Consider the following 18,762-nt stretch of genomic DNA (forward strand, 5'->3'; position numbering starts at 1 on the left):
CAATGATTTGCTCCTAGTGTAGGATATATTTCCAGCACAAGGAGCCGTATCATGAGCAGTACCGAGCACCGTATCGATCGCCAGTGTCTTGAGCAGTTTGTGCAGGCTATTTGGCGCCACGCCGGCAGTACCGAGCAGGAGGCCGCGCGGGTGGCGGATCATCTGGTTCAGGCGAATCTGGCCGGGCACGATTCCCACGGCGTAGGCATGATCCCCAGCTATATGTCGTCATTGGCTCAGGGGCATTTGCAGCTTAACGTTCATGCCAAAGTGGTACGCGATGCCGGAGCGGTGCTGACGGTGGACGGCGGACAGGGTTTTGGCCAGGTCGTCGCCTGTGAGGCGATGGAAAAAGGCATAGAGCGCGCCCGGCAGTTGGGGCTGGCTGCGGTGGCGTTGCACAACTCACATCACATTGGCCGCATTGGCCACTGGGCCGAGCAGTGTGCGCGAGCCGGTTTTATCTCTATTCATTTCGTCAATGTGGTGGGCGATCCTATGGTGGCACCGTTCGGCGGCAGTGACCGTCGTTTCGGCACCAACCCCTTCTGCGTTATTTTTCCCCGTAAAGATAAAAAACCGTTACTGCTGGATTTTGCTACCAGCGGCATCGCGTTTGGTAAAACCCGCGTGGCCTACAACAAAGGTTTGAGCGTCGCGCCGGGTTATCTGATTGACCAACACGGCCAGCCAACGACGGAACCCAAGGTGATGCACGAACAGCCGTTTGGCTCGTTGCTGCCTTTCGGTGCCCATAAAGGCTATGCGTTAGCCACGTTATGCGAAATCCTCGGCGGTGCGCTGTCCGGTGGCCGCACTACTCATGCGGCGACGGTGAAATCCAACAGCGATGCTATTTTCAACTGCATGACCACCATCATCCTCAATCCGGAAGCCTTCGACGCGCCAGAGATGCAAACCGAGGCCGAGGCCTTTATCGATTGGGTGAAGGCTTCACCGCCAAGTGACGGCCAACCGATTGAAGTGCCGGGTGAGTGGGAAGACGCCAACCGTGAAGCGCGGTTGCGGCAGGGGATCCCGATAGACGACAACACCTGGCGGCAGATCTGTGCTGCGGCAACCCAGGCGGGCATGCCGGACGCCGAATTGGACGGTTATCAGACCAGGGCGTTGCGGGCATAAAAAAAGCCACCCGCCGAAACGCGGGTGGCTCTGGTCGCTAAAGGCCATGCCTCAGTCTTTGAAGTACCAGTAACCGCTGTTGACCAACGAGGTCAGCAGTGCCAGGAACGAAGGATCTTCGATTGCGTCGCCCAGCATGGCGGCATCCACGCTGAAATTCTGGCACATCGCATCGGCAGCCTGCTGATGCTCGGTATCCATCAGTTCACCGTTAGCAAAGCACTGGTCGCCAATGCGCAGTACGCGCAGGCCACCCAGGCGCTGCAAAGGCTCGCCCTGTTGCAGCAGTTCGTAGATTTCACCGGCCTGATAAGGCGGCTCTGGCGGCGCAGCATCCAGCTCATGACGGGTCTGGGAGATAAACTCGCCGAACCACTGCTGGAAGTGTTCAGGTTGCTGAACCAAATCCACCATCATCTGGCGCAGCGCATCGACTTCCTGCGGCAACACTTCCGCTGGATGCTCACGCAACTGAATATCCGGGTCGCTGTAGCGCTTACTGCCCAGTTCGCGGGCCAGCACGTAGTCGGCAAAGCCACTGACCAACTCGCGGCCGTTCGGGGCGCGGAAACCTACCGAGTAATTCAGCGCATTTTCCAGCGCGTAGCCTTCATGCGGGAAGCCCGGTGGGATATACAGAATATCGCCCGGTTCCATTTCTTCATCGATGATGGCGTCGAAAGGCTCAACCTGCAGCAGGTCCGGGTGCGGGCAGTGCTGTTTCATCGGCACTTTTTCACCCACGCGCCAGCGACGGCGGCCGGTACCCTGAATGATAAAGACGTCATACTGATCGAGGTGCGGGCCAACGCCGCCACCGGGGACCGAGAACGAGATCATCAGATCGTCCATCCGCCAGTCCGGCAGCTTACGGAACGGGAGCATCAGCGCACTGGAAGGTTCATGCCAGTGATCCACAGCCTGCACCAGCAGCGACCAGTTGTTTTCGCTCAGGTGATCAAAGCTCTCGAAAGGGCCGTGCGCAACCTGCCAGCGACCGTCCTGGTGGCTGACCAGACGGCTGTCCACTTCGTTCTCCATCGCCAGTCCGGCCAGCTCATCCGGGGAGATCGGATCGATAAAGTTTTTGAAGCCGCGCTTCAGAATAACCGGACGCTTTTGCCAATAGCGCTGCAAAAAGTCGTTCCAGTCCAGATCTAATTGATAATCCATGTTCTATTCCAGGATAGAGGAGTGAGCCTGAGTGCGATTATAACGGAAGTTTGGCCCCGTGGATCGGGGCCAGAGCGACAGAATTTACTCGTGATGATGGGAATCGTGCTGACGGGCGAAAGTGACCTGCATGCGAGCGCCGCCAAGCGGGCTGTCGCTGATGGTAATGGAACCGTCGTACTGTTCGATAATCTCCGCCGCCACCGACAATCCCAATCCTTGACCAGGACGCAGCGTATCTACTCGCTGGCCGCGTTGGAAGATCAGTTCACGCTTGCTTTCCGGAATGCCTGGCCCGTCGTCATCGATGACGATAGTAAGGTATTTGTCGGAGTGCAGGGAGGTGATTTCAACGAACTCCAGGCAGTATTTACAGGCATTTTCCAGTACGTTGCCCATCACTTCCATAAAGTCGTTTTTCTCCCCCATAAAGGTCACTTCCGGCGAAATATCCAGCGTGATCACCACACCTTTGCGCTGATACACCTTGTTCAGTGCTACGTTCAGGCTGTCGAGCAGCGCCGGGACCGAGTGGATCTCGCGCGTCAGCACCGTTTGCCCCGAATTGATGCTGGCTCGGTGCAGGTAGTAACCGATTTGCTGAGAAATACGGCTGATCTGGTCCAACATGATCGGCTCGACTTCCTCGATGGTGGTCTGCTTACCGGTACGTAATGAACGCAGCGTCGTTTGCAACACCGCCAACGGCGTTTTCAGGCTGTGGGTCAGATCGGAAAGCGTGGTGCGGTATTTGGTGTAACGCTGGCGCTCGTTGCGCACCAGAATATTCAGGTTACGTACCAGCCCACGCAGCTCGCTGGGGGGATTTTCGTCGAGTTGTTCTCGCTCGCCGTTTTCCAACTCACCAACCTGATTCACCAGCGCCTTGATGGGGCGCAAGCTCCAGTAGGCCGCCAGCCACAGCAAGGGGACCACCAACAGCAGGTTGGCCAGTAACACGTAGCTGAACCATTCCCATACCACGTCGGATCGCTGTAATTCCTGCGGAATGGTATCGACCACCACGATGCTCAAAGCCGGCAGCCGCGCGGTGGCCGCGTAGGTGTTGACCGCCACTGAGTGGGTCAGGGCGTTTTGGTCGTTGTCGTCATAGTCTTTAAGCTGATCCTGCGCCTTGGGGTTGTTGCCCAACACTTCACTACTGATACGGGTATCGGTATCGATTTCGTAGAAGCCGGACTCTTCCAGCCACTCTTTATTGATGCGTTTTTCCAGCTCAGGTACTTGGCGCTGGCTCCACAGCAGATTGCCTTTATCGTCGTAAATAAACACCAGGGTTGGGAAGTTGAGATCGATATCGGGCGGAATGGCAATGGTGAGTTTGTTATCTTTCCATTGGGCCAGGCTGAAAAACAGATTACTTTCACCGCGCAGTAGGCGGAAGGCAGTTTTGTCGAAGCTGACAATGTAACCGACTACCGCCACCAGACCATAGGACAGCGAGAGCGCTAGGATCACCCCAGCGGTGGCCATCAAAAAGCGGGCGCGCAGTGAGAAAGGTTTTTTACCCTTGTTGAACATGGCGATCATTTCGCATCAAAACGATAGCCCTGACCACGAACCGTGGTGATCACTTCCTGAGGGTATTCGGCCTGCAATTTTTTGCGTAAACGGCCCATCAGTACGTCGATGGTATGGCTTTCGCGCAGTTCGGCATCCGGGTAAAGCTGCAGCATCAGCGAGTCTTTGCTGACCACCTTGCCGGCGTTGCGGATTAAGGTTTCGATGATGGTGTATTCGAACGCAGTCAATTTTATCTGCTGTTCGTTGACGCTCAGTTCGCGACGCGAAAGGTCGATTTGGAACGGAGGCAATACGATCACCTGAGAGGCCAAACCGCTGTTACGGCGCATCAGCGCCTGCATACGGGCAATCACTTCTTCCAGATGGAACGGCTTGGTTACATAGTCGTCGGCACCGGCTTCCAGCACTGCCACTTTGTCCTGCCAGCTTTCACGCGCGGTGAGCACCAGGATTGGCAGCTTCATTTGGTGGGCGCGCCAGCGGCGGATCAGGCTCAGGCCGTCTTCACCCGGCAGGCCGAGATCGACAATGGCGATGTCAGGCGCATGCTCTTGCAGGAAATAATCGGCTTCTTTGGCATCCTCTGCCGCATCAACCTGATGGCCCATTTCACGCATCTGTACGGAGAGGTGGTGGCGTAATAAACCGTTATCTTCAACAACCAGTACTCGCATGGCGAACTCCTGTGGATCGGCGGGTGAACATCCTGTCACCCACGCAGTAAAGGTAACACGCTCAGCAGCGTGTGAGGGATAGCGTGCGACAACCTAAGCCATCCGATCGTGATCTTGACGTTATGGTAGGTATAACCGGCTCTTACCGCAAGGGACGCAGAACCTTGGCAGGAAATAAGCGCTATCGATATTTAGTTCGCTGTCATTATCGACAAGGTCAAATAAACGTTGGATAAACAATGGCGAGGGAAAGTTAAACCAAACTTAAACGGAAGAGGCTGCGATGAGAGAACCGGACCCGGATGCCGGGCCCGCAAATGTTAAGGATGGGTCGGTTTGCTGACGCTGTTTTTACGGATCTCCTGCACTTCGGCGGCGGTAACTGGCGGCGCATGGTTGCCCCAACTGCTGCGTACAAAGGTCGCGAGTTCGGCAATTTGCTGGTCGTTCAACCGCCAACCAAAGTCCGGCATGGTCAACCCTGTAGGGGCACCAACGGTTATGGGGGTACGGGAACCATTGATAACAATGCTGATCAGTGAGGAAGGATCATCGCTTAACAGCGCCGGATTGTGTGCCAACTGCGGGAAGGTATCACGGTAGCCCTTACCGTCGCTGCGGTGGCAGGCGGCGCAATTATCCAGATAGGCTTGAGCGCCTGGGCGACTGACATCCCCTTTTGCCAGCAGAGCAGCCGTGCTGCCGTCTTGCGGCAATGGCTTCTCCTGATTATCTGCCTGTAATGATTGCAGATAGCTGGCGATAGCGCGTAAGTCCTCATCACTCAGGTATTGCGTGCTGTCCTGAACCACGTCAACCATCGAGCCAAAAGCGGCAAATCGGTTGTTGTGGCCGGTTTTCAGAAAGCGGGTGATATCTTCCGCGTTCCAACCGCCCAAACCGCTTACCGCATCCGCCCGCAGGTTGGCGGCATGCCAGCCTTCAAGCGTACCGCCGCTCAGATAGGCGCTGTCGCTTTGGTTGAGCGCTTTCTCCTGGAAGCCAATACCGCGTGGCGTATGACAACTTCCGCAGTGGCCCAGCCCCTGCACCAGATAGGCTCCACGATTCCATTCGGCGCTTTGGGTGGCATCCGGCTGATAAGTTCCGTCCTCTCGGAACACCAGATCCCACATTGCCAGCGGCCAGCGCATATTCAGTGGCCAGGAAATATCGCTGTCTTTATTCTGTTGCGCCACGGGGTGAACCTGATGGGTGAAATACAGGTACAGATCGCGCACATCCTCATCGCTGATTTTGGCAAAAGAGGGATAGGGCATCGCCGGGTAGAGTCGGGTGCCGTCGCGGGTGACACCTTTGCGCAATGCGTCGCTGAACTCCTGCAGGCTGTATTCGCCAATACCAGTCTGTTTGTCCGGGGTGATGTTAGTGGAGTAGATGGCCCCCACCGGCGTGGTCATTTTCAGGCCACCGGCAAAGGGTGCACCGCCAGGGGCAGTATGGCAGGCGGCGCAGTCACCGGCACGCGCCAGATATTCGCCGTGCAGGAGCCGGGCGGCCAATTGCGGGTCATCGGCCGCCTGTACCGTCGCGGTGCCCAGCATCAACAGCGCCAGCAGCGAGGGAGTAAATCCTTTCATATGAAGCTCCTTATGCTTTCAGGCCTGAACCAGCGGACCGGGGTTTTTTAAATACTGCGTGCGGATCGCCTCGGCCGAATAATAGGCCAGCGCCCCGACGATGCCGGTGGGGTTGTAGGCCAGATTCTGCGGAAAGGCGCAGGCGCCGGTGACGAACACATTAGGTACATCCCAACACTGCAGGTATTTATTCACCACGCTGGTGGCAGGGTTGTCACCGGTAATGGCTCCGCCGGTGGTGTGAGTCGACTGGTAGGGGCGCACATCGTAATGATCGCCGGTTTTTTTCACCGAAACCGCTATCTGTTTGGGCTTCATGGCATTGGCGATATTCACCATTTTGCTGGTGATGTGCTGTGTCATTTTGATTTCATTGTCTTTCCAGTCAAACGTCATGCGTAACAGCGGCAGGCCGTAGCCGTCCTTATAGGTTGGGTCGAGATCCAGATAGCAGTCGCGGTACGGCATCACCGAGCCTTCGGAGCCGATGCTCATTGAGTGCGGGTAGTTATCCTTGATGCCCTGTTTCCAGCCGCCGCCCCAGGCAGGCGTACCCGGCGGCAGCATCATTTGCTGGATAGGTCGGCCACCGGTGCGGGTGGCAGAGATGTAGGCACCGCCGATAAAACCCAAATCGGCATGATCGAAGTTCTCGCCGTTCAGATCGTCGATCACTGTGCCGGCCGCGCCTGCGCCGATAAACGGATTGAAGTGGGTATTCTGGTCGTAAAACAGCGATATACCGCTGTTCATCTGATAGGCGTAGTTCTTGCCGACCACGCCTTCACCGGTCACCGGATCGTAAGGTTTGCCAATGCCGGACAACAGCAGCAGGCGAACGTTATGCAGTTGGAAAGCACTGAGGATCACCAGATCGGCCGGTTGTTCCACCTCTTGCCCTTGCGCGTTGATGTAGGTGACGCCGGTGGCTTTCTTGCCGGTGCTGTCCAGATTCACTTTGATCACCTGCGACTGGGTGCGCAGCTCAAAGTTTTTGCGCTGGGTCAGTACCGGCAAAATGGTGGTTTGCGGCGAAGCCTTGGAGTACATAAAGCAGCCGAAGCGCTCGCAGTAGCCGCAAAAATTACAGGGACCCAGCTGCACGCCGTAAGGATTGGTATAGGGTTCGGAGCAGTTGGCGGCGGGGATGGCGAACGGGTGATAGCCCAGCGATTCCGCGGCCTTGCCGAACAGCGAGCCGGAATAGAGCTGTTTCAGCGCCGGCGTCGGGTATTCGCTGGCTCGTGGCCCTTCAAACGGATTGCCTCCCTTGATGATATTTCCCTGCAGATTGCCGGCTCGGCCGGAAGTGCCGCACACTTTTTCGAACTTGTCGAAGTAAGGCTCCAGTTCCTGATAACTCAGCGGATAATCCTGTAGCGTCATGCCCTCCGGGATCCATTTGGCCCCGTACTTTTCATTGAGGGTGGTGTGCAGCTTTAAGTCGGATGGCAAGGCACGCCAGTGCATGCCGTTCCAGTGCACGCCTGCACCGCCGACGCCGTTACCGGGCAGAAAAGACCCGAGCTGGCGGTAGGGCACGGCAAAATCTGCCGGGGTGTGGCGCACCGTGACCGTCTCATGCGCCATTTCCTGTGCCAGTTTCAGGCGAATGCCGTAGGTCAGTTCGTCGGCAATGCGCGGATAGGCAAAATCCGGGTAGGTTTCACGCTGCTCACCGCGTTCCAGCGCCAGTACGCTCAGGCCGCTTTCGGTCAATTCCATCCCCATTATGGCGCCGGTCCAGCCAAACCCGACGATAACCACGTCTACCGGTGGTTTTTTAATTGTGCTCATTTAGGCATTCCTTTTGCTTGAAATACTGACCGGGCCGAGGGGGTAAGGCTGATTGGGGCGATTGACCCAATCGGTGTAATCCGCGCGCGCGCCGGGGAAACCAATCAGTTTCCAGGACGCTAACGTCTGGTTACCGCCATGCAGCGGATCGGCCAGATAGCCTTCTTTGGTATTGGTCAGCAACTGGTCGAAAAACGCCTTACCGGACAGGGCTTCCGAGTCCAATTGGCCATGTTCCAGCGCCGTCAGCAGCTGTTCCTGCTCAGCGTGGCCCAGTTCGGCAAACACCTTTTGAAACTGCCGACGGCAGTGCGCATTCACTTCACGGATACCGATACGGTAAGTCTCGCGCGGCGTCAGCTTGGACTGATAGCCCAGTTCCGGCGGAGAGGGAACGAAGGGCGGATGCATGTACCACAGTCCGCCGTGGCCGTAAGGCGTTTCCATTTGTCGGTCGATAAATACCGGTACGCCCTGATCCACCGCGCCGGGGCCGTTAGCGTCCGTCGGGATCAGCCGGTCGCAGGCGGCCAGCAGAAAACGCCATTCGTCACCGTTGAAATAGACCGGGACATAGTGGCTCGATACGCCGGGGGCGGGTGCCGCCTTGGCTTCCAGTGCCATAATGCTGCTGCCTGCGGCGGCGAGCGGGATTAACGCCAGTGTCTTTTTTAGAAAGTTACGCCTGGGCGGCGTAGCGTCGTGCTGTTGTGACATAATTCCACCTTGAACATGCTTCACAATTAATGCCTGCGCAGGCAATAGCGGCCTACGCCGCGGCTCTCCAGCAGCGGTAAACAGGCGGGGATGGGTAAACGGATAGTAAACAACCATATAAATAGCAAGCTACTGGTATGGTTGTTTTAGTGTAGGACTGGCGAACTGAATGAAACAATCGATGATCTGTTTCAAAACATTTTGTTCACAACTAAGTTGATGTAGATCAACTTATCAACATACATACCGCAGGTTTGTCTTCGGCAGACCTTCGACCCGGAGCAGCATGAAGCACAGTAGTGACAGCCGGCCGGATATCATCCAGGCCACCTTTAGTCGGCATCTACGCCAAGGCATGACGCGCAAAGCCGCGCTGCATCTGACCATCAAGCAACTGGTGACGGCGGGGGAGCTGGACTATCTGGCAAAACTGCCGCCCAGCCGCGTACTGGCTGCCCGGCTGGTGGTTTCGCGCGATACGGTTGAACTGACTTATGCCCAACTGGAGGCCGAAGGCTATATTGCCCGCGCGGTGGGGCGCGGCAGTTTTGTCAGCTACCAGCAAAATACCCTGATTGGCCGCGAGCTGCTGACTGACAACTCTGCCGAAAGCGCTCAACTGGCGGAGTCGGAACTGAGTGTGCATGGCCGCTCCTTGCTGCTGGCAGCCCACACTCCGCACACCAGTCGAAGCGACTCGCTGACCCCTTCCGTGCCCGATTTGCGGCTGTTTCCCATCGATAGCTGGTTGCAGCTGGAAAGGCAGGCGGTGCGACAGGGAGCCGAGCGCCTGCTGGGGTATGCCGATCCTCAGGGGCTGGTGGAACTGCGGGAGGAGATCATTGACTATTTGCGGCGCGAAAGGGGCGTTAAGGCCAGCGCGGAGCAGGTGATCGTGGTAACCAGTTCACAGCAGGCGCTATCGCTGTGTACGCAGGTGTTGTTTAATCCTGGCGACCGGGTGTTCGTGGAAGAGCCGGGCTACCAGGGGGCCAAAAAATTGGTTCAGTCGGCAGGGATACTCGCCCAACCGATTGGGGTAGATCAATCCGGTTTGGATATCGATGCATTGATACGGGCAGAAGGGGGCGGGCGGGGCGTTTACATCACGCCCTCACATCATTATCCGTTGGGGCATTCGCTCAGCATCGACCGGAGGTTAAAGCTGTTGGCCTGGGCGCAACGTGAAAAAGCCTGGATTATTGAAGACGATTACGATTCCGAGTTCAATTACGACGGCCTGACCAGGGCATCGCTGCAGGGGCTGGATCAGTATCAGCGAACCTTGTATATCGGCACCTTTAGCAAGACGTTATTCCCGGGGTTGCGCATCGGTTTTATTATCGTTCCGCCTCAGCTGATTAAACCCATGGTCGCCGCCAAGCAATTCCAGGATGGTTATACTTCCGCATTGCCGCAAATGACGTTGTTCAAATTTATCCATGAAGATTTCCATACCGAACATTTGAGGAACATGCGCAAAACCTATCAGGCCAGGCTGGAGATTTTGCATGCAGCGGTTCATCAGCATCTTGGCGCCTGGACTCAGCCACGTTTGCCGCAGGGCGGGTTGCAATTGGTTTGTCCGTTGGCGGACGCGGCAACTGAGCGGCGCCTGATTCAGGCCGCCGCCGCGCAGGGGATAAAGGTCTATGGCCTGATAGATTTTTATACCGGGCAGCCCACGGAGGGGGCGCTGGTATTGGGTTTTGCCGCTTATTCCCCAGACGAGATTGTAAGATTCATCAAAAAGTTAGCTGCTATTTTCAGCGAGCTGCCGGCTGAGATCTGACTGCGGTTGCACATCAAAATTGGTCTGTTCACTGTTATTAATTGGTCTGTATTCAGTTCGCAATGGCGCAGGTATCCTACTGGTATTACGTTATTTTTTCTCAGAAAAGCCCCGATGACGCTTTGATCACCATCACCCTTAGGGTGGCTTAAAGGTTGCGGGATCACTTACTTAATACCAGAGAGGCACCATGCTCCCAATAACTCATGAAGCAGCAGTACGTAAAATACAAAACGCCGATAAGCCGCAGTGGTTGGAACTGTGGCAGGGGTACCTCCATTTTTACCGTGCGGACGTCTCGGCGCAGGTTACCGATCATACCTTCGAGCGTTTATGCGAAGATCAGCAGGTCTATGGCCTGGTGGCGGAAGATAGAAACGGCAACCTGCTGGGGTTCATGCATCTCATTTTCCATCCTTCAACCTGGAGCTCGGCCGGCTATTGTTATATTGAAGATCTTTACGTTTCACCGGCGGGACGCGGCAAGAAAGTGTCCGAAAAACTCTTCGAACAGGCCTATCAGTTGGCGGATGAGAAGGGCAGCGACAGAGTTTATTGGATGACGCAGGAATATAACGCCCCGGCGCGGTCGCTGTACGACAAGATAGGCAAGAGAAGTTCGTTTATCGTCTATACCCGTTAACGACAGGCCGCGAGGAAGTGTATGGTGATCAATCAGTTTGGGCAGCCGGTGGGCGAGCCATTATCCGATTGGCGGGCGGCGAAGCGCCCTGCGGGCGAGACGCTTAACGGACGTTTTTGCTGTCTGAAGCAACTCGATCCGCAGCGGGATTATGCGGCGTTGTTCAGCGCTTTCCAGCAGGCGGCAGATGGCCGGGACTGGACTTATTTATCGATAGAACGACCGGAGAGTCCTGCGGCGATGTTGCAACACCTGACCACCTTGCAAGCGAACGCTACGCTGGTGAATCTGACGGTGTTCGACGGTGCCAGCCAGGCACCGGTCGGGACGGTAGCTTATATGCGCATCGACGAAGGTAATGGCGTGGCTGAGATTGGACATGTCAGCTGGTCACCGGCGATGAAACAGCGCTCAAGCGCCACCGAGGCAATTTATTTGATGCTGCGGCACCTGTTTGAGGATTTGGGCTATCGCCGTTGCGAATGGAAGTGCGACAGTCACAACGCGCCCTCCAAACAGGCGGCGGCGAGATTTGGTTTTCTGCATGAGGGCACTTTCCGCTATGCGGTGGTCACCAAGGGCCGCACTCGGGATACCGACTGGTTTGCCATAACCGCTGACCGTTGGCCGGCAATCAAGGCGGGATTCGAGCAGTGGTTGAGTCCCGATAATTTCAATGCGCAAGGGCAGCAGATAAAACGCCTGCAGGATTTTATGCCACAGAAATAAAAGAGGCGGCCAAAAGGCCGCCTCTTTGCTATCGGAACAAAACGCTTACTTCAGCTCATCGACCATGGTCGCCGCGCGGCCAATATAGTTTGCCGGGGTCATGGCTTTCAGGCGGGTTTTTTCTTCTTCCGGCAGCGCCAGACCATCGATAAATGCCTGCATACCGGCGGCATCCACGCGTTTGCCGCGGGTCAGCTCTTTCAGCTTTTCATACGGCTTTTCGATGCCGTAACGACGCATCACGGTCTGGATCGGCTCGGCCAATACTTCCCAGTTGTGATCCAGCTCGTCCAGCAGATGTGCCTGATTGACTTCCAGCTTGCTGATGCCTTTCATTGTCGCCTGATAGGCGATCAACGCATAGCCCAGACCCACGCCCAGGTTACGCAGTACGGTGGAGTCGGTCAGATCGCGCTGCCAGCGAGATACCGGCAGTTTGCTGGCCAGGTGGCCCAGCACCGCGTTAGACAGGCCCAGGTTGCCTTCGGAGTTCTCGAAGTCGATCGGGTTGACCTTGTGCGGCATGGTGGAAGAGCCGATCTCACCGGCGATGGTCTTCTGCTTAAAGTGATTCAGGGCGATATAACCCCAGATATCACGGTCGAAGTCGATCAGAATGGTGTTGAAACGCGCCACGCAGTCAAACAGTTCGGCAATGTAGTCGTGCGGTTCGATTTGAGTGGTGTACGGGTTCCAGGTAATGCCCAGTGAAGTCACGAAGTCTTCGCTGAACGCATGCCAGTCCACTTCCGGGTAAGCCACGATGTGGGCGTTATAGTTGCCGACCGCACCGTTGATTTTACCCATGATCTCCACGCGCTCCAGCTGACGGAACTGACGTTCCATACGGTAGGCCACGTTGGCGAATTCTTTACCGACGGTTGACGGGGTTGCCGGCTGACCGTGGGTACGCGACAGCAGCGGAATATCGCGGTATTCCAGCGCCAGGCCCTTGATTGAATCGATGATTTTGCGCCAGTACGGCAGCACCACGTCCTGACGCGCAGTTTGCAGCATCAGCGCATGTGACAGGTTGTTGATGTCTTCTGAGGTACAGGCAAAGTGGATAAACTCGGACACCGCCTGCAGCGCAGGGATCGCGTCCACTTTTTCTTTCAGGAAATACTCAACCGCTTTGACGTCGTGGTTGGTGGTGCGTTCGATGGTCTTGATACGCTGTGCGTCTTCTTCGCTGAATTCCGCGACGATCTTGTCGAGGAAAGCGTTTGCGTCGGCGTCAAAAGCCGGAACTTCTTTGATTTCTGCACAGGTGGCCAGTTTTTGCAGCCAACGTACTTCAACCTGCACGCGGAATTTCAGCAGACCGTATTCGCTGAAAATGGCGCGCAGTGCGCTGACTTTATCACCGTAGCGTCCATCAACGGGTGAGACGGCGGTCAGTGAGGATAATTCCATCGGTAGCAACTCCTGGGATCGATTAACAATGAGCAACGATATTTTGCGCCTGTTTAAACAGACGATTACGGGAAAACATTAACTGCAGGCGGCTGCCGCCAACCTGTTGCCACAGTACGGCGGCACGGATGCCGGCCAGTAGCGTGGCACGAACCTTGGCCTGCACCTGCGGATTCTGCAGAATGGCCGGCGAGCCGGTCACCTGGATGCGCGGCCCGAGCGGGCTGACCACGTCGACATAAATGCCGGCCAGCGCGCTGATAATGGTGTCTGACTCCAGATCAAAATGCGCCAGTTGGCGCTCAAGCTGGCCGAGACGTTCGCCAAGCTGGTTCATCGCCTGCTTATTGGCGTTGAGCTTGCGCTCCAGCACCATCAGGCTGATGGTGTAGCGGGTCAGTTCGGCACCCAACCCTTTATTGTTGGCGTTGAGCACGCTCATCAGCGTCTCGAGGCCGACTTTCAAATTGCGCTCTTCCCCGCCGAACACCGCCAGCGTGGAAGAGGGGTCCATCTGCAGCAGGCTGTTCAGCGAAGTATGGAAAGCTTCACGATCGCATTGGCCTTCGTGCGCCAACTGCTGAACCATAAGCGCCGCCTGGCTGATTCCAGCCATGGCCAGCGTAATGTCATAATAATTCTTCGCCACGATTACTCCTGTAAACGCTGTTCGATAATGCCGCCACCGAGGCAGATTTCATCCTGATAGAACACGGCAGACTGGCCTGGTGTCACTGCAGCGACCGGCTCGTCGAAACGCACTTCAATACGCTCTTCGTCAAGCGGGGTAACGGTGCACGGAATGTCCTGCTGGCGATAACGGGTTTTTACCGTACAGCGGAAGGGGCCGCTCAGCGGCAGGCGATCGACCCAATGCAGCTGCTGCGCTACCAGACCGACGGACATCAGGCGCGGATGCTCATGCCCCTGGGCAACCACCAGCACGTTGTTGGCGACGTCTTTGTCCACCACGTACCACGGATCTTCACTGCTGTCCTTCATACCACCAATGCCGAGCCCTTTACGCTGGCCCAGGGTGTGGTACATCAGGCCCTGATGTTCACCGACGGTCTGGCCGTCAACGCTGACAATCGGGCCCGGCTGTGCAGGCAGGTAGCGGCCAAGGAAGTCGCGGAACTTGCGTTCGCCGATAAAGCAGATGCCAGTGGAGTCTTTTTTCTTGGCGGTGACCAGATCCAGCTGTTCGGCGATGCGGCGCACCTCCGGTTTTTCCAGCTCACCGACCGGGAACAGGCTTTGCGCAACCTGCTCGTGGCTCAGGGTGTAGAGGAAATAGCTTTGGTCTTTATTGCCGTCGACACCGCGCAGCAGGCGGCTTTTGCCGTCAACGTCCTGGCGGCGCACGTAGTGGCCGGTGGCGATAAAATCGGCCCCCAGATCTTCGGCGGCAAATTCCAGGAAGGCTTTGAATTTGATTTCTTTATTGCACAGGATGTCCGGGTTCGGCGTGCGGCCGGCCTTGTACTCTTCCAGGAACAGTTCAAAGACGTTGTCCCAGTACTCTGCCGCGAAGTTCACCGTGTGCAGTTCGATGCCGAGTTTGTCGCATACCGCCTGTGCATCGGCCAAATCGGTCGCTGCGGAGCAGTACTCTTCATCATCGTCTTCTTCCCAGTTCTTCATAAACAGCCCAGCGACCTGATAGCCCTGTTGCTGTAACAGATAGGCAGTAACGGAAGAGTCGACGCCGCCGGACATACCGACGATTACTTTTTTCTGGCTGTTGTCTGACATGGGGATCTCACGAACTTGAACACGAACCGTGCTGATAAAAAACAAGCGCAGGATTTTACCACGTTGCCTGCGCCGGCGCACGGCACTTATTCATCTCAGAACGGCCAGTTATAGCTGCTGACCAGCGATAGCGGGTAACGTTCCGGCTGTTGGTAACAACGAAGGCTTTCCGCGACCAGTGCGGATCGCAGGTTACGGGCCTGCAAAATCTCGTCGGCGCTCAGCCACAGACAGCGGTCGATATCGCTGTCGTGCGGTTCGGTCGGCAACTGCTGTTCGAGCTCGATGACAAAGCAGAAGCGCAGAAACGGCGTATTGTCCGGTGCGATCCACTGGTGCAGCTTGAGGAATGACTGTGGCGTGGCGCGAATGCCGGTTTCTTCCCACAGCTCGCGCTCGGCGGCCTGCACCAGCGTTTCGTCGGCTTCAAGGTGCCCTGCCGGCTGATTCCAAAGCGCCTTGTTATTAATCGTCTCTTCGACGATCAAAAACTTGCCGGCGGCGTGAACCACGCAGGCAACGGTGACGTGCGGTTTAAACATAAAGGTCCCTTACAGCGGCTTATTGATATGCTGATAGATGTCATCCAGTTCGGTAATACGGGCCTGATAGCTGCCTGAAAGACAACTGACGTCGCTCCCGCACAGTTTCCGCTGTGCCAGCCAGCGCTGTTGCTGATCTTGCATCTCACCGCGCACTCCCATGGCGAACAGACCATGTAAAAACTGGTACTTGGTCGCCATTTCCACGTCTTTGTCACTCAGCGTACGGCTGGCGCAGATGGCCTTTTCGTCGGCACTGACGGCTTTGGCGCAGTCAAAACTGGCGGCCTGAACGGCAGGAACCGAAAGCAGGGCGGTGAACAGTAGCGCGGTTAATGTTTTCATCGTTGCTGCTCCTCGGGCTGGTTACAGTGAGTCCAGGGTTTTCCATTCACCGGGCTGCAATTCGCCCAATGAAAGATTACCCATACTGTAGCGAATCAGCCGCAGGGTAGGAAAGCCGATGTGTGCAGTCATGCGACGCACCTGGCGGTTTCGGCCTTCATAAAGGGTGACTTTCAGCCAGGCGGTGGGGATTGATTTGCGTTCGCGAATGGGCGGATTGCGCGGCCACAGCCATTGCGGTTCTGCGACCAACTCAATGCCTGCCGGTAACGTCGGGCCGTCTTTGAGCGTGACGCCATTGCGCAAGGGGGCCAGATCGCTCTCCTGCGGGGCGCCTTCGACCTGCACGTAATAGACTTTTCCGGTACGTTTGCCCGGCTGGGTGAGTTGCGCCTGCAGCTTGCCGTCATTGGTTAGCACCAATAAACCTTCGCTGTCACGATCCAAACGTCCGGCGGCGTAAACATCGGGAAATGGAATGAATTCTTTCAGGGTGGTGCGGCCGGCTTCATCGGTAAATTGCGGCAGCACATCGAACGGCTTATTGAATAACACCACGCGACGCGGCCCCTGTGCGACTGCGGGTTTGGCGGGGTCAGGCTTGCTGAATCGTTTAACTTTGTGATTTTTAACAGAGAATTTTTTCATAACAGTTGAGATTACGGATGATAGGCGCATTATAACCGAATCCGTTTCGGATTGGCGCGGACTGAAAATTCCAGTAGTATCTACACGCATCTTACAAAGCATTAACAAAAATTGCGCTTGAAGGAGAGGTTGATGGAAAGCAAAGTAGTTGTTCCGGCAGAAGGTAAAAAGATTACGGTCGATGCCCAGGGTAAACTGGTTGTTCCGAATAACCCGATCATTCCGTTTATCGAAGGCGACGGCATTGGCGTTGACGTTACCCCTGCTATGATTCACGTGGTTGATGCAGCAGTGAAAAAGGCCTACCACGGCGAACGTAAAATCTCCTGGATGGAAATCTACACCGGCGAAAAATCCACTCACGTTTACGGGAAAGACGTGTGGCTGCCGGAAGAAACCCTGGATCTGATCCGTGACTACCGCGTTGCCATCAAAGGCCCGCTGACTACCCCAGTCGGTGGCGGTATTCGCTCCCTGAACGTGGCCCTGCGCCAGCAACTGGACCTGTACGTGTGTCTGCGTCCGGTGCGTTACTACCAGGGCACTCCAAGCCCGGTTAAACAGCCAGAGCTGACCGACATGGTGATCTTCCGCGAAAACGCCGAAGACATCTACGCAGGTATCGAGTGGAAAGCCGGTTCTGCAGAAGCAGACAAAGTGATCAAGTTCCTGCGCGACGAAATGGGCGTGAAAAAAATCCGCTTCCCAGAGCAATGTGGTATCGGCGTGAAGCCATGTTCTGAAGAAGGGACTAAACGTCTGGTACGTGCGGCGATCGAATACGCGATCACCAACGACCGCGACTCTGTGACCCTGGTTCACAAAGGCAACATCATGAAGTTCACCGAAGGTGCCTTCAAGGATTGGGGCTACGAACTGGCGCGCGAAGAGTTCGGTGGCGAACTGATCGACGGCGGCCCATGGCTGAAAATCAAGAACCCGAACACCGGTAAAGAGATCGTGGTAAAAGACGTGATCGCCGATGCCTTCCTGCAGCAAATCCTGCTGCGTCCGGCTGAATACGACGTGATCGCCTGTATGAACCTTAACGGTGACTACATCTCCGACGCCCTGGCCGCGCAGGTTGGCGGTATCGGTATCGCACCTGGCGCCAACATCGGTTCCGATTGCGCGCTGTTCGAAGCCACCCACGGTACTGCACCTAAGTATGCCGGCCAGGATAAAGTGAACCCAGGTTCCATCATCCTGTCTGCAGAAATGATGCTGCGTCACATGGGCTGGTTCGAAGCGGCTGACCTGATTGTTAAGGGCATGGAAGGCGCAATCGCTGCCAAGACCGTGACCTATGACTTCGAACGCCTGATGGAAGGCGCTAAGCTGCTGAAATGTTCAGAGTTTGGCGACGCTATCGTTAAGCACATGTAAGAGTGTTTAAGCGTTAAATGATAACGGGAGCCTGATGGTTCCCGTTTTTTATTATGCAAACTGCAATCCTTATCATCCCCCCACAAAACTCTCCTATTTACATGGCAATAACGACCCAATCCAGCCCTGCCTATATATTATCGCGAGTGTTTTCGTAAAAAATTTAGCCATATTACCAGCCTCATTTAGATGTTTTGGTTGTGAGCCTGTATTTCTCGGGCCTGGCCTGCGTCAAGAGAATCCGGGCATTCAAAGATAAGCCAATGTTTACTGATAGGCCAAACAACGGCATTCAGTACGTTATGTTCTATAGATTACATAAACTGACTGTGTCGGTACCGGCAATGGTTCGGGTTTGTAGCCTGATAATTAAAATAGGAAGTCAGAGAGAGATTAATAATGGACAATCAAAAAGTTGAGTTTGGATTCGATACTATTGCAATGGAAGATGATGCGGGAGCATCTCTGAGCGAATTACAAAGTCATTATAAAGTTGATGGCGTGGAAGTTTGGAAAAATTATGTTGAACTATATAAATTCAACGAGGGGGAATCGTTTGGTAACTATAGCGTGAGCATGTTGGAAATTCCCATCGATGCAGCGGGCAAGCCATTACCAACCGATATTTATATGCAGTCTCATGGGTTAAATGAACGAACCTTGCTCAGTGCAACCATCTGCGTTCATGGTGAGTGTGTCGGGTTCCAGAATATCGTTGGTGGTTCTGTGCGGCAACGTGATGGTGTATGGGGGCCAACGGTTCAGGCAAATTATACACGGCTGATTACACCGGTATGATGCCATCGTAAAATACCCCGCAGTATGCGGGGTATTTTTTACATTAAGTCGTAATGCC

At 55.5% G+C, this 18,762-nt stretch carries 18 protein-coding genes; 6 read left to right on the forward strand and 12 right to left on the reverse strand.

The window, feature by feature from the left end:
- Positions 1-51: 51 nt before the first annotated feature.
- Entirely contained in the window at positions 52-1,143 is a 1,092-nt protein-coding gene (locus tag M495_RS09705; protein ID WP_020826466.1) for a malate/lactate/ureidoglycolate dehydrogenase, read from the forward strand.
- Between the two features lie 51 nt (positions 1,144-1,194).
- Here M495_RS09705 and M495_RS09710 read toward each other — a convergent pair whose 3' ends face one another.
- The 6 genes from M495_RS09710 to M495_RS09735 all read right to left on the reverse strand — a co-directional run bounded on the left by M495_RS09710 (position 1,195) and on the right by M495_RS09735 (position 8,650).
- On the reverse strand, positions 1,195-2,316 hold the full coding sequence (locus M495_RS09710; RefSeq protein WP_020826467.1) for a ribosomal protein uL16 3-hydroxylase: 1,122 nt from the start codon (positions 2,314-2,316) through the stop codon (positions 1,195-1,197).
- 84 nt (positions 2,317-2,400) lie between these two features.
- On the reverse strand, positions 2,401-3,858 hold the full coding sequence (gene phoQ, locus M495_RS09715; RefSeq protein WP_041415330.1) for a two-component system sensor histidine kinase PhoQ: 1,458 nt from the start codon (positions 3,856-3,858) through the stop codon (positions 2,401-2,403).
- Positions 3,859-3,863: 5 nt separating this feature from the next.
- Positions 3,864-4,535 carry a two-component system response regulator PhoP gene (gene phoP / locus M495_RS09720; protein WP_020826469.1) on the reverse strand — a complete coding sequence of 224 codons (672 nt, stop codon included), beginning with the start codon at positions 4,533-4,535 and terminating at the stop codon, positions 3,864-3,866.
- Between the two features lie 320 nt (positions 4,536-4,855).
- A complete protein-coding gene (locus tag M495_RS09725; RefSeq protein WP_020826470.1) occupies positions 4,856-6,136 on the reverse strand; it encodes a c-type cytochrome in 1,281 nt (426 codons plus the stop codon).
- 18 nt (positions 6,137-6,154) lie between these two features.
- The gene (locus M495_RS09730) at positions 6,155-7,933 is read right to left on the reverse strand and encodes a GMC family oxidoreductase (protein ID WP_020826471.1); all 1,779 of its coding nucleotides are present in this window, start codon (positions 7,931-7,933) and stop codon (positions 6,155-6,157) included.
- Positions 7,934-8,650 carry a gluconate 2-dehydrogenase subunit 3 family protein gene (locus tag M495_RS09735; RefSeq protein WP_020826472.1) on the reverse strand — a complete coding sequence of 239 codons (717 nt, stop codon included), beginning with the start codon at positions 8,648-8,650 and terminating at the stop codon, positions 7,934-7,936. It abuts the gene before it with no gap.
- Positions 8,651-8,936: 286 nt separating this feature from the next.
- Here M495_RS09735 and pdxR point away from each other — a divergent pair, with 286 nt between their 5' ends.
- The 3 genes from pdxR (at position 8,937) to M495_RS09750 (ending at position 11,814) form a co-directional block, all read left to right on the forward strand.
- The gene (pdxR, locus tag M495_RS09740; RefSeq protein WP_020826473.1) at positions 8,937-10,442 is read left to right on the forward strand and encodes a MocR-like pyridoxine biosynthesis transcription factor PdxR; all 1,506 of its coding nucleotides are present in this window, start codon (positions 8,937-8,939) and stop codon (positions 10,440-10,442) included.
- Between the two features lie 190 nt (positions 10,443-10,632).
- The gene (locus M495_RS09745) at positions 10,633-11,085 is read left to right on the forward strand and encodes a GNAT family N-acetyltransferase (protein WP_020826474.1); all 453 of its coding nucleotides are present in this window, start codon (positions 10,633-10,635) and stop codon (positions 11,083-11,085) included.
- Positions 11,086-11,106: 21 nt separating this feature from the next.
- Positions 11,107-11,814 carry a GNAT family N-acetyltransferase gene (locus M495_RS09750; protein ID WP_020826475.1) on the forward strand — a complete coding sequence of 236 codons (708 nt, stop codon included), beginning with the start codon at positions 11,107-11,109 and terminating at the stop codon, positions 11,812-11,814.
- A 45-nt stretch (positions 11,815-11,859) separates the two neighbouring features.
- Here the strand turns inward: M495_RS09750 and purB are convergent, their stop codons facing one another.
- The 6 genes from purB to rluE all read right to left on the reverse strand — a co-directional run bounded on the left by purB (position 11,860) and on the right by rluE (position 16,520).
- A complete protein-coding gene (purB, locus tag M495_RS09755) occupies positions 11,860-13,230 on the reverse strand; it encodes an adenylosuccinate lyase (RefSeq protein WP_020826476.1) in 1,371 nt (456 codons plus the stop codon).
- Between the two features lie 22 nt (positions 13,231-13,252).
- Positions 13,253-13,879: a high frequency lysogenization protein HflD gene (gene hflD, locus M495_RS09760; protein WP_020826477.1), complete on the reverse strand. Its 627-nt coding sequence runs from the start codon at positions 13,877-13,879 to the stop codon at positions 13,253-13,255.
- 2 nt (positions 13,880-13,881) lie between these two features.
- Positions 13,882-14,985: a tRNA 2-thiouridine(34) synthase MnmA gene (gene mnmA / locus M495_RS09765; protein WP_041415331.1), complete on the reverse strand. Its 1,104-nt coding sequence runs from the start codon at positions 14,983-14,985 to the stop codon at positions 13,882-13,884.
- Between the two features lie 95 nt (positions 14,986-15,080).
- The gene (locus M495_RS09770) at positions 15,081-15,527 is read right to left on the reverse strand and encodes an NUDIX hydrolase (protein ID WP_020826479.1); all 447 of its coding nucleotides are present in this window, start codon (positions 15,525-15,527) and stop codon (positions 15,081-15,083) included.
- A gap of 9 nt (positions 15,528-15,536) precedes the next feature.
- Positions 15,537-15,872 (reverse strand): lysozyme inhibitor LprI family protein, encoded by a 336-nt coding sequence (locus tag M495_RS09775; RefSeq protein ID WP_020826480.1) that lies wholly within the window; start codon positions 15,870-15,872, stop codon positions 15,537-15,539.
- Positions 15,873-15,893: 21 nt separating this feature from the next.
- A complete protein-coding gene (gene rluE, locus M495_RS09780) occupies positions 15,894-16,520 on the reverse strand; it encodes a 23S rRNA pseudouridine(2457) synthase RluE (protein WP_020826481.1) in 627 nt (208 codons plus the stop codon).
- A 132-nt stretch (positions 16,521-16,652) separates the two neighbouring features.
- Between rluE and icd the strand changes: the two genes are divergently transcribed.
- Both icd and M495_RS09790 read left to right on the forward strand, forming a co-directional pair.
- Positions 16,653-17,906 carry an NADP-dependent isocitrate dehydrogenase gene (icd, locus tag M495_RS09785; protein WP_012006449.1) on the forward strand — a complete coding sequence of 418 codons (1,254 nt, stop codon included), beginning with the start codon at positions 16,653-16,655 and terminating at the stop codon, positions 17,904-17,906.
- Positions 17,907-18,305: 399 nt separating this feature from the next.
- Positions 18,306-18,704 (forward strand): hypothetical protein, encoded by a 399-nt coding sequence (locus tag M495_RS09790; protein ID WP_020826482.1) that lies wholly within the window; start codon positions 18,306-18,308, stop codon positions 18,702-18,704.
- Positions 18,705-18,762: the final 58 nt, after the last annotated feature.

Source organism: Serratia liquefaciens ATCC 27592, assembly GCF_000422085.1.
Taxonomy (GTDB): Bacteria; Pseudomonadota; Gammaproteobacteria; order Enterobacterales; family Enterobacteriaceae; genus Serratia; species Serratia liquefaciens.